The organism is Mesorhizobium sp. M1A.T.Ca.IN.004.03.1.1, from assembly GCF_003997555.1.
Lineage (GTDB): Bacteria > Pseudomonadota > Alphaproteobacteria > Rhizobiales > Rhizobiaceae > Mesorhizobium.
Map to the genome: position 1 here is coordinate 12,967 of NZ_RZTV01000010.1, position 11,599 is coordinate 24,565.

An 11,599-nucleotide genomic window follows, 5' to 3' on the forward strand; every position below is an offset into this window, starting at 1 on the left:
CCCTTACTGCCCTATTCCCCTACTCCCTTACGAAGGTGGAGCCGCTGGCGTTACGGCGGTGTAGAGATCAACTGAAAGGACTACCATGGCCAAGGAAGCCGCTCGTGTTCGCCGTCGCGAACGCAAGAACATCTCGTCGGGCGTTGCCCACGTCAATTCGACCTTCAACAACACGATGATCACCATCACCGACGCGCAGGGCAATTCGATCGCCTGGTCGTCCGCCGGCGCCCAGGGCTTCAAGGGTTCGCGCAAGTCGACCCCGTTCGCCGCCCAGATGGCCGCCGAGGACGTCGCCAAGAAGGCCCAGGAACACGGCATGCGCATGCTCGAGGTCGAGGTCTGCGGACCCGGCTCCGGCCGTGAATCGGCGCTGCGCGCCCTGCAGGCGGCCGGCTTCACCATCACCTCGATCCGCGATGTGACGCCGATCCCGCACAATGGCTGCCGTCCGCGCAAGAAGCGCCGCGTCTAATATTTTTGAACGCCGCGTGAGCGCCAAGGCGCTCCTCCGCGGCAATTCCAGGCTGCCCGCCACGATTGGATGGTGGCGGGTCAAAGGAAGGAAGACACCATGATCCAGAAAAACTGGCAGGAACTGATCAAGCCGAACAAGATCGAGTTCTCGTCGAAGAAGAAGACGCTGACCACGCTCGTGGCCGAGCCGCTCGAGCGCGGCTTCGGCCTCACGCTCGGCAACGCGCTGCGGCGCGTGCTTCTGTCTTCGCTGCGCGGCGCGGCCGTCACCGCCGTGCAGATCGACGGCGTGCTGCATGAGTTCTCGTCCATCGCCGGCGTGCGCGAGGACGTGACCGACATCGTGCTCAACATCAAGGAAATCGCCATCCGCATGGAAGGCGATGGTCCCAAGCGCATGGTCGTGCGCAAGCAGGGCCCGGGCGCCGTGCTTGCCGGTGACATCCAGACCGTCGGCGACGTCGAGATCCTCAACCCCGACCACGTGATCTGCACGCTGGACGAGGGCGCGGAGATCCGCATGGAATTCACCGTCGACACCGGCAAGGGTTATGTGCCGGCTGAGCGCAACCGCGCCGAGGACGCGCCGATCGGCTTGATCCCGGTCGACAGCCTCTACTCGCCGGTCAAGAAGGTCTCCTACAAGGTCGAGAACACCCGCGAAGGCCAGGTTCTCGACTATGACAAGCTGACCATGACCATCGAGACCGACGGTTCGATCTCGGGCGAGGACGCCGTGGCTTTCGCGGCCCGCATCCTGCAGGACCAGCTCAGCCTGTTCGTCAACTTCGACGAGCCGCAGAAGGAAGTCGCCACCGAGGCCGTCACCGAGCTGGCCTTCAACCCGGCGCTGCTCAAGAAGGTCGACGAGCTCGAGCTTTCGGTGCGTTCGGCCAACTGCCTGAAGAACGACAACATCGTCTATATCGGCGACCTGATCCAGAAGACCGAAGCCGAGATGCTGCGCACTCCGAATTTCGGCCGCAAGTCGCTGAACGAGATCAAGGAAGTGCTGGCGGCGATGGGTCTGCACCTCGGCATGGAAGTGCCGGACTGGCCGCCGGAAAACATCGAAGACCTCGCCAAGCGTTACGAGGATCAGTATTGAGCATGAATTCCAAGGATCGGCGGCGCGAGCCGCTCGATCCGACGGTCATGCGGAAAACCATCAGAGGCCGTGGCCTCTTGAACAACTAAAGAAGGAAAAGAGCCATGCGCCACGGTTTCAAAGGCCGTCGCTTCGCCCGCAGCGTAAGCCACCGCAAGTCGATGTTCGCCAACCTCGCCGTGTCGCTGATCGAGCACGAGCAGATCGTCACTACCCTGCCGAAGGCGAAGGACCTGCGTCCGATCGTCGAGAAGCTGGTGACGCTCGGCAAGCGCGGCGACCTGCACGCCCGCCGCCAGGTGATCGCGCAGATCGGCAATGAAGGCGTCGTCAAGCGCCTGTTCGAAACCATCGCACCGCGCTACGCCAGCCGCAACGGCGGCTACCTGCGCATCATGAAGGCGGGCTTCCGCCACGGCGACAATGCCGCCATGGCGGTCATCGAGTTCGTCGACCGCGACACCTCGGCCAAGGGCGCCGCCGACCGCGCGCGTCTCGAGGCCGAAGGCGGCGAAGAGGAAGCCGCGGCCGCATAAGGCCAGGTTTTCAGCGAATGAATTCAAGGGGCCTTCGGGGCCCCTTTTTCGTTCTGAAACCACCGAGCAGGGCGAGCGGATTTTCGTTCTCGTTCTCACGCTTTTGCGCGACAAGCATCGTATTTCCGTGCATTAGCCTTTCATTCTGCACAATCGTCGGGACAATGGCGCCCGATCTGGAGGATTCGGAATGCACCTCAAACGGCTGTTTCTTATTGCGGTTTGCACGCTTGCCGCTTTCGCCGCGGCTCCTAGCGTCAGACAGGCATTCGCAGAAGATGCCGCCAAGCCGGCCGACCCTGGCCTTTCCGACGTGCTGACCGATCTCTTGCATGGCGTCGAGGGCGAGAACTCCACTTCCGGGCCCGACAAGCGCGTGCCGTTCGGCCGCGAGGAGGTGCAGCTTTCGTTTGCGCCGCTAGTCAAGCAGACGGCGCCGGCCGTGGTCAACGTCTATGCCTCGCAGACCGCAAAGGTGACCTCGCCGTTCGAGGGCGATCCCTTCTTCGAGGAGTTCTTCGGCCGCGCGCAGCCGCGCGCGCAGTCTTCGCTCGGTTCCGGCGTGCTGGTCGATCCGAGCGGCGTGATCGTCACCAACTACCATGTCATCAAGGATGCCGACGAGGTGAAGGTCGCGACGGCCGACGGGCGCGAGTTCACATCCAAGGTGATGCTGAAGGACGAGACACTGGATCTTGCCGTGCTCAAAATCTCCGCCGACAAGCCGTTCCCGGTGATCGCCATCGGCGATTCCGACGCGCTCGAGGTCGGCGACCTGGTGCTCGCCATCGGCAATCCCTTCGGCGTCGGCCAGACGACCACCAGCGGGATCGTTTCGGCGCTTGCCCGCAGCCATATCGGCGTTTCCGACTCCGGCTATTTCATCCAGACCGACGCCGCCATCAATCCCGGCAATTCCGGCGGCGCGCTGATCAACATGGGCGGCCAGCTGGTCGGCATCAACACGGCTATCTATAGCCGCAGCGGCGGCTCGATCGGTATCGGTTTCGCCATTCCGTCGAACATGGTCAGGGCCTTCGCCGACGCCGCCAAAGCCGGCCTGGATTTCTTCGAGCGGCCCTATATCGGCGCCGAGTTTGAAGCCGTGACACCCCAGATCGCGGAATCGCTTGGCATGGAAAAGCCGACAGGCGCGCTGGTCTCGTCGGTCGATGGGGCCGGACCGGCCGGCAAGGCGGGGCTCAAGCCTGGCGACGTCATGCTGTCGCTCAACAACACCCCGGTCGAAAGCATCGAGGCGCTGGATTACCGCATGGCGACGCTGTCGATCGGTACCAAGGCGACCTTCGCAGTGCTGAGCAAGGGCCAGCAGGCAACGCTTGAGATTGCGCTGGAGCGCGCCCCCGAAGGTGCGAAGCCGAGCGAGGTCACGCTGCATGGCCGCAGCCCCTTCGCCGGCGCCAAGGTGGCAGAGCTTTCGCCGCGCCTTGCCCAGCGTCTCGGGCTGCGCACCGACATGAAGGGGGTCACCGTGGTCGACATCAACCGCGATTCACCGGCCGCCGATTTCGGCTTCCAACCGGGCGACATCGTGCGCGAAGTGAACGGCACCAGCATCGATAAGGCGGCGACGCTGGCACAGATTGCGCAGCAGGACACGCGGTGGTGGCGGTTTACCGTCGAGCGCGGTGGGCAGATACTGCGCCAGGTGTTGCGTTACTGAGCAGGCTCTGGAAAAGGGGCCGCGTTCCAACCAAATAAAAGTGCATGGCCGATCTGTTCAGCGTCGATGAACCAGAGAAGGCGCCGCCTGGCCGGCCGCTGGCTGACCGGTTGCGCCCGAAGACCCTTGGCGAGGTTGTCGGCCAGGAGCACTTGACCGGCCCGGATGGCGCGCTGACGCGGCTGATCAATTCCGGCACGCTCGGCTCGATGATCTTCTGGGGCCCGCCCGGCACCGGCAAGACGACGGTGGCGCGGTTGCTCGCCGGCGAAACCCACCTTGCCTTCGAGCAGATATCGGCGGTGTTTTCCGGCGTCGCCGACCTGAAGAAAGTGTTCGAGGCAGCAAAACTGCGCCGGACCAATGGCCGCCAGACGCTGCTCTTCGTCGACGAGATCCATCGCTTCAATCGTGCCCAGCAGGATGGTTTTTTGCCGGTCATGGAAGACGGCACGGTGGTGCTGGTCGGCGCCACGACGGAGAACCCATCCTTCGAGCTGAACGCGGCGCTTCTGTCCCGCGCGCGGGTGCTCGTCTTCCGCTCGCTGGACGAGGACAGCATCGCCAAGCTGCTGGAGCGGGCCGAGGCGACCGAGGGCAGGGCGCTGCCGCTCGACGACGAGGCGCGGGCCATGCTGATCCGCATGAGCGATGGCGACGGTCGTGCCTCGCTGACGCTCGCCGAGGAGGTCTGGCGCGCCGCCAAGCCGGGCGAGGTGTTTGGGCCCGAAGGCCTGCAGCGCGTCATCCAGCGTCGCGCGCCGATCTACGACAAGGGCCAGGACGGCCATTACAACCTGATCTCGGCGCTGCATAAATCGGTGCGCGGCTCGGATCCGGACGCTGCGCTGTATTACCTCGCCCGCATGTTCGATGCCGGTGAGGATCCGCTCTATCTCGGCCGCCGGCTGGTGCGCATGGCGGTGGAAGATATCGGGGTTGCCGATCCGCAGGCCCTGGTCGTCGCCAATGCCGCAAAGGACGCCTACGATTATCTCGGCTCGCCCGAGGGCGAACTCGCCTTCGCCGAGGCCACCGTCTATCTCGCCACCGCGCCCAAGTCGAATGCCGTCTACACCGCCTTCAAGGCGGCGACACAAGCGGCCAAGGAATTCGGCTCGCTGCTGCCGCCCAAGCACATCCTCAACGCGCCGACCAAGCTGATGAAGGAAGAGGATTACGGCGCCGGCTACCGCTACGACCACGACGAGCCGGATGCCTTTTCCGGCCAGGACTATTTCCCGGAAAAGATGGGCCGCCGCACTTTCTACGATCCGCCCGAGCGCGGTTTCGAGCGCGAGGTCAAGAAGCGGCTGGAATACTGGGCAAAGCTGCGCAAAGAGAGGGAATAGCCGCTTCCGCGGCTCGGCGAGCCCTTGGCGGCGAAGCTTCGTCGGCATGACAGCAAAGTCGAGATGCTGGCGCGATCGTGAGCGGGCAAACCTGTTCCAGATTGTGCCGCGTCATGAAAAATCCTATGAAGGCGCACGGCTGGCGGGGGTCGCCGTGATTTGGCTCATGCAAACAGGATCGCGCTCCCAAGCGAAAGACTATGACAAAGCAAACCCGTAAGACTCTTCGTCAGGCTGCTATCGCAGTCCCGCTTCTCGCGCTTGGCTTTTATTTTATCCCGATCCTGACCACGATCTGGATCGTCTGCGGTCTGATCGACGTGATGCGCAATGCAAACAAGGATCTGTCGTTGTTCCGCGGCTATTTCCTCGGCAACGGCATCTTCACCTGGCTGCTGTCGCCGTTCAACCTTTTGGTCGACCTGCTTTGCTATCGGAACCCGGGCGTATGGAAGCTGGAGCAGTTCCCCGCAGACTATCAGCGCGAGGTCAACGAGGTTCTCGACGTCTTCAAGGCTCGCAAGGACGAGATCGTCGCCGATATCGACGCCAATTTCGGCACCGGTCGGCGCGGCATGTATGTCTATCAGTGGTATGGCAAGCACAAGATCGACAACGTCGCGGAATTCAACAAGGACTTCAAATACATCAAGACCATCGCGGTCTCAGTCTTCAGAGGCAAGGAATCGACTTCCTGGCATTTCGGGCCGCTGCGGCTCAGCCTGCGCATCCTCTACAACCTGTTGCCGGTCAAGGCTGAGATTTTCGTCGAGTGCAACGGCGCCAGGAACTACTGGCACGACAACCCGCTTTACATTTTCGACGACACGCTGCTGCACCGTTCGGTGAACGAATATGACGGACGCCGCTACTGCGTGTTCATGGATATCATCCGTCCATCGCCATTCCCCGGCCTGATCGCCAACCTTCTCGCCATCGTTTCGGTCAGCGTCGAGCGCATCAATTCCATGTTCTACAAGAACTGGAACATGATCGGCTCGTCCAAGGCCAAGAAGGCCGCCGCAAACTGAAGCGTCCGCGCCTGCGGCTCCGCAAAGCTCTTTGGCGCGATCTTTGTCCGTTGTTGGGTCTTTGGCTCGCAACCTCTCTGCCTTAGTGCTATGGCGCCGCTTTCAACCGGAAAAGCGTAACCATGGCAGGTGTCGAACAAATCACGGTGGAGGCCGGCGAAGCGGGCATGCGGCTCGACCGCTGGTTCAAGGTTCATTATCCGGGCCTCGGCTTCGGTCACCTGCAAAAGCTCTTGCGCTCGGGCCAGGTCCGCGTTGATGGCGGCCGCGTGAAGGCCGACACGCGCGTCGAGCCCGGGCAGACCGTGCGCATTCCGCCGCTCGAAGTCGACAAGAAGGGCGACGCCGCGCTCACCGGCCATTCGATCCGCAACCAGGGCGATGCCGATGTGCTGGCCAAGATGCTGCAGCACGAGGACCCGAAGGTCTTCGTCTTCAACAAGCCTGCCGGGCTTGCCGTGCAGGGCGGCTCCGGCGTCACGCGCAATGTCGACGACATGCTGGAGGCCTGGCGCAACCAGAAGGGCGAGAAGCCGCGCCTCGTCCATCGCCTCGACCGCGACACTTCCGGCGTGCTGGTCGTTGCCCGCACCCGCCTTGCCGCGATGAAGCTGTCTGAAGCGTTCCGGGCGCGCGAGACGAAGAAAACCTATTGGGCCTTGGTCAAGGGCGTGCCGCCGAAGCGCGAGGACAAGATCTCGACCTGGCTTGTCAAGGAGGCGACGCCGGACGGCGACCGCGTGCGCATCGCCAAGCATGGCGAGAAGGGCGCCGACCATGCCGTTTCCTATTACCGCGTCGTCGAGCAGGCGGCGCAGTCGCTGTCCTGGCTGGAAATGGAACCTTATACCGGCCGCACCCACCAGCTTCGCGTCCATGCCGCCCATATCGGCTGCCCGATCATCGGCGATCCCAAATATTTCGAGGCCGACACCAATTGGGAGTTTCCCGGCGGCATCCAGAACCGCCTTCATCTTCACGCGCGCCGCATCGTTATCCCGCATCCAGACCAGGGCGTCATCGATGTTACCGCGCCGATGCCGCCGCATATGCGCCAAAGCTGGAACCTGCTCGGCTTCGATGAGCAGAGCGCGGAGGACGACAATTGAGCGGTGCTGCCGATACATTCGGCCGACGCGACGCGGTCGACATGAGCGCGGCCGCCATGATGGTCGGGCTGACATTGTCCTGGGGCCTGAACTACGTCGCCGCCAAGGTCTCCTATGCCGGCTACGATCCGGTCTTCGTATCGATCGCGCGCTCGATCATCGGCGGGCTGTGCGTTCTCGGCTGGTGCCGGTTGCGCGGCATCAAGCTGTTTGAAGCGGATGGGACGCTCAGCGCCGGTATTGTCGTCGGCGTGCTCTTCGGCGTCGAGTTCCTGTTTCTCTATATCGGGCTGGAATACACGACCGTCGCTCGCAACACGCTCCTGGTCAACACCATGCCGTTCTGGGTCCTGATCGGCGGCCATTTTTTACTCGGCGAGCGCATCAACGCGCGCAAGCTTGGGGGCCTCGTGCTTGCCTTCTGCGGCCTTCTGGCCGTGTTCTCAGACGGCATCTTCGCCGGCAATGACGCGACGCTGACGGGCGATCTGCTCAGTCTTGGCTCGGGCATCCTGTGGGCGTTGACCAGCATCGTCATCAAGCGATCGAAGCTGGTCGAAACCAGCGCCGAGAAGCTTCTGCTCTATCAACTCGCGGGCGCCGCCGTCGTCGGTGCCCTTGTGATGCCGTTCGCCGGCCCGCCGATCCGCGAAATCGCTGCATTGCCGACACTGGCATTGATGTTCCAGTCTTTCTATATCGTCGCTTTCACCTATGTTTTGTGGTTCTGGCTGCTCACGCGCTATCCGGCGGCAGGCCTGTCCAGCTTCGCCTTCCTGTCGCCGGTGTTCGGTGTTCTGTGCGGCGCCGTGCTTTTGGGCGAGCCGCTGACGATCAGGATCTTCCTGGCACTGGGCCTGATCGCGGCCGGGCTGATCATCGTCAATCGGCCGTCGCGCAAGCAGGTCCCAGCGTAAGGAGTTCGAGATGCGCGACATCCTCAACGACCTCGAAGCGGGAAAGCAGCTTTCAGATCCCGATCCGGTGCGCCGCGCCCAGATCCAGATGAAGACGCCGCTGCCGAAGCGCTTCTACAAGGCGGTTTCGGTAGTGCCGGTCGAAGGCGGTTTTGCCGTCCATCTGGACGGCAGGCCGGTCCGCACGCCGGGAAAGGCGCTGCTGGTGTTGCCGACTGAAGGAGCCGCGACGCTGGTTGCTGACGAATTTTCCGCCCAGCGCGAGATCATCGACCCTGTGACCATGCCGGTGATGCGCCTTGCCAACACGGCACTCGACGGTGTGGCCAGCGACCCGCAAGCGGTGCTGGAGGATGTCCTGCGCTTCGCTTCGTCGGACCTGCTTTGCTACCGAGCCGATGGCCCGCAGGGGCTGTTAGACCGTCAGAACAGGCTCTGGGATCCGGTTCTCGATTGGGCAAGAAGCAACCTCGGCGTGCGCTTCAACCTCGCCGAAGGTGTCATCCATGTCGAGCAGCCGCGCGAGACGATCGCCGTCCTTGGCGCTCATCTTGCCCAGCGCGCCGAGCCGCTGCGTCTGGCCGCGATCCACGTCATGACCTCGCTGACCGGCTCAGCGCTGCTGGCGCTTGCCGTCGACTTCGGCGAGCTCGACGGCGAGGAGGCCTGGGCCGCCGGCCATGTCGACGAAGACTGGCAGATCGAGCACTGGGGGCAGGATGCCGAAGCCGTCGCGCGCCGCTCCGCCCGCAAGCGCGACATGATGGCGGCAGTCAGCCTGCTTGAGGCGCTCAAAGCCTGAGCTCCGCTTCGCGTTGCATCTAATACCAAAGTCATAATCCCATCGTCGCGGTGCCTTTCCGGGGCGCTTTCTGCCATTTTTTCCTTCGTTGGCCGCGTTTTTGAGTCCGCGTTCGGAGGAATTGCGGACGGTGGCGCGCAGCCACCGAGGACAGACGGGATCCACGGGAGGATATATCAATGGCAATGGCATCGACCGCCGGCGGAAAAAGCCGCGGCATGACGCGGGAGGAAAAGAAGGTCATCTTCGCCTCCTCGCTCGGTACCGTTTTCGAATGGTACGATTTCTATCTTTACGGTTCGCTGGCCGCCTTCATCGGCGCGACTTTCTTCAGCCCGACCATCCCCGAGGCGACGCGCAACATCTTCGCGCTGCTGGCTTTCGCCGCCGGCTTCCTCGTCCGTCCCTTCGGCGCGCTTGTGTTCGGCCGCATCGGCGACCTCGTCGGCCGCAAATACACCTTCCTCGTCACCATGACGATCATGGGCCTGTCGACCTTCCTGGTCGGCCTGCTGCCCGGCTATGCCAGCTGGGGCATCGCGGCGCCGGTGATCCTGATCGGGCTGCGCATGCTACAGGGGCTGGCGCTTGGCGGCGAATATGGCGGTGCCGCAACCTATGTCGCCGAGCACGCGCCGGACGATCGCCGCGGCTTCTACACCTCCTGGATCCAGACGACGGCAACGCTCGGCCTATTCCTGTCGCTGATCGTCATCCTCATCGTCCAGGGTTCGCTCAGCAAGGAAACCTACGCTGCCTGGGGCTGGCGCATTCCCTTCATCGTCTCCTTCCTGCTGCTTGCCATCTCGATCTGGATCCGGCTGTCGCTTTCGGAGTCGCCGACCTTCCAGCGCATGAAAGAGGAGGGCAAGGGCTCCAAGGCGCCGCTGTCAGAAGCCTTCGGCCAGTGGAAGAACGCCAAGATCGCGCTTCTGGCGCTGCTCGGCCTCACCGCAGGCCAGGCCGTGATCTGGTACAACGGCCAGTTCTACGCGCTGTTCTTCCTGCAGAACGTGCTGAAGGTCGACGCGTGGTCGGTCAACGTCATGATCGCGATCGCGCTTGCCGTCGGCTCGATCTTCTTCGTCGTGTTCGGCTGGCTGTCCGACAAGATCGGCCGCAAGCCGATCATCATGGCCGGCCTTGCGTTGGGAATCGTCTGCACCTTCCCGCTGTTCAAGGCGCTGACCTGGGCCGCCAATCCGGCGCTGGCCACCGCACAGCAGAACACGCGCGCAACGGTGACCGCGGCACCCGGCGACTGCAGGTTCCAGTTCAATCCGGTCGGCACGGCGAAGTTCACGACATCCTGCGATATCGCGACCTCGTTCCTGACCAAGAACTCGGTGCCTTACGACGTCGTTTCGACGGCGGCACCCGGCACGGCCGCCACGGTCAAGATCGGCAACGAGACGGTGCAGTCCTATGACGCCGTCGCCGCCGGCGATCAGGCCAAGGCCAAGGAGGCCGCCTTCCAAAAGGCCGTCAACATGTCCCTGCAGGATGGCGGCTATCCGCTGAAGCGGGCCGCGGCTAAGGTGCCGGACCAGAAGCTCGACGCCTTCGTCGCAGCCAATCCGGAATTGAAGCTCGATGCGGCGGCGATCCGCGGCGGCGAGAAGACGACCGTTCCGACCGACAAGGCGGTCGCCGACAAGCTGCTGACCAAGGAGGAAGCGGCCGGCGCCCCCGAGGTCATTGTCTACAACATCCCGGGCGGTGGTGCCTTTGCCATGGTCGCCGATCCGGAGGCGGTGAATTGGCCGGTGACGATCGGCATCCTGTTCATCCTGGTCGTGTTCGTGACCATGGTCTACGGGCCGATCGCCGCGATCCTGGTCGAGATGTTCCCGACCCGCATCCGCTATACCGGCATGTCGCTGCCTTACCATATCGGCAATGGCTGGTTCGGCGGCCTGCTGCCGGCAACGGTGTTCGCACTCAGCGCCTACAAGGGCGACATCTATTACGGCCTCTGGTACCCAGTGGTGATCGCCGCGATGTCGCTGATCATCGGCATGATCTTCGTCAGGGATACGCTGGGCACCGATCTGGACGCCAAGCAGTAGCCGATACTCGGCAAATGAAGAGCCCGGCGCGAGCGATAGCGCCGGGCTTTTTCTCGTCTCGAGCTGGAAAGAATTGGTCAGCTCTTGAGCTGCTTGTGTTCTTCCTCGATTGCCGCCTGATGGTACCAGCCGTCGAAATCTGCGTGCGTATTGCGCAACGAGGCAAGCTCTGCCGCGAATTTCGCCTTTGCGCCTAACTTTGAGGCAGACGCCCGGCCTGCAAGCGGGAACATCAGGATCTTTGCCGACGGACGGGACGTGGTGACTTCCATTGGCGGCCTCCTACCTCTTCAGGAGCAAGTCGATTCAAATCTGTTCCCAAGATAGGTTCTGCGATTCATTTAGGCAATATGCTCACAAAAAGATCAGTCATTGCACAATATTTATGCAGAAAGCGCGCCTGAACGATCGCCGCGCATTGCTGCGCAGGCTCAGCAAAATCAACGCTTTGCGATGACCACTTTGCCGCACCCTGGACAGGCAGAGTGGCATACGAATTGCATTTTAGCGCACG

At 62.9% G+C, this 11,599-nt stretch carries 11 protein-coding genes; 10 read left to right on the forward strand and 1 reads right to left on the reverse strand.

The annotated features are described in order from the left end of the window. Window positions 1-85 precede the first annotated feature (85 nt). The 10 genes from rpsK to EOD29_RS24710 all read left to right on the forward strand — a co-directional run bounded on the left by rpsK (window position 86) and on the right by EOD29_RS24710 (window position 11,085). A complete protein-coding gene (gene rpsK, locus EOD29_RS24665) occupies window positions 86-475 on the forward strand; it encodes a 30S ribosomal protein S11 (RefSeq protein ID WP_006205444.1) in 390 nt (129 codons plus the stop codon). Window positions 476-574: 99 nt separating this feature from the next. Next, on the forward strand, window positions 575-1,585 hold the full coding sequence (locus tag EOD29_RS24670) for a DNA-directed RNA polymerase subunit alpha (protein ID WP_059188661.1): 1,011 nt from the start codon (window positions 575-577) through the stop codon (window positions 1,583-1,585). Window positions 1,586-1,689: 104 nt separating this feature from the next. Continuing rightward, window positions 1,690-2,121, forward strand: a complete 432-nt coding sequence (gene rplQ / locus EOD29_RS24675) for a 50S ribosomal protein L17 (protein ID WP_066989613.1) — start codon at window positions 1,690-1,692, stop codon at window positions 2,119-2,121. 190 nt (window positions 2,122-2,311) lie between these two features. Beyond that, complete coding sequence (locus EOD29_RS24680) at window positions 2,312-3,805, forward strand: DegQ family serine endoprotease (RefSeq protein ID WP_127248177.1); 1,494 nt, start codon at window positions 2,312-2,314, stop codon at window positions 3,803-3,805. Between the two features lie 44 nt (window positions 3,806-3,849). Beyond that, the gene (locus tag EOD29_RS24685) at window positions 3,850-5,157 is read left to right on the forward strand and encodes a replication-associated recombination protein A (protein ID WP_127248178.1); all 1,308 of its coding nucleotides are present in this window, start codon (window positions 3,850-3,852) and stop codon (window positions 5,155-5,157) included. 200 nt (window positions 5,158-5,357) lie between these two features. Further along, window positions 5,358-6,188: an aspartyl/asparaginyl beta-hydroxylase domain-containing protein gene (locus EOD29_RS24690; RefSeq protein WP_127248179.1), complete on the forward strand. Its 831-nt coding sequence runs from the start codon at window positions 5,358-5,360 to the stop codon at window positions 6,186-6,188. 122 nt (window positions 6,189-6,310) lie between these two features. Then, the gene (locus tag EOD29_RS24695; protein ID WP_127248180.1) at window positions 6,311-7,297 is read left to right on the forward strand and encodes an RluA family pseudouridine synthase; all 987 of its coding nucleotides are present in this window, start codon (window positions 6,311-6,313) and stop codon (window positions 7,295-7,297) included. A 41-nt stretch (window positions 7,298-7,338) separates the two neighbouring features. Next, window positions 7,339-8,214, forward strand: a complete 876-nt coding sequence (locus EOD29_RS24700) for a DMT family transporter (RefSeq protein WP_164763835.1) — start codon at window positions 7,339-7,341, stop codon at window positions 8,212-8,214. A gap of 10 nt (window positions 8,215-8,224) precedes the next feature. Continuing rightward, complete coding sequence (locus EOD29_RS24705) at window positions 8,225-9,016, forward strand: ATP12 family chaperone protein (protein ID WP_127248182.1); 792 nt, start codon at window positions 8,225-8,227, stop codon at window positions 9,014-9,016. Between the two features lie 179 nt (window positions 9,017-9,195). Further along, on the forward strand, window positions 9,196-11,085 hold the full coding sequence (locus EOD29_RS24710) for an MFS transporter (RefSeq protein WP_095780452.1): 1,890 nt from the start codon (window positions 9,196-9,198) through the stop codon (window positions 11,083-11,085). 77 nt (window positions 11,086-11,162) lie between these two features. On the opposite strand, the gene EOD29_RS24715 is transcribed toward EOD29_RS24710, so the two are convergent. Further along, a complete protein-coding gene (locus EOD29_RS24715) occupies window positions 11,163-11,357 on the reverse strand; it encodes a DUF2735 domain-containing protein (protein WP_127248183.1) in 195 nt (64 codons plus the stop codon). Window positions 11,358-11,599 lie beyond the last annotated feature (242 nt).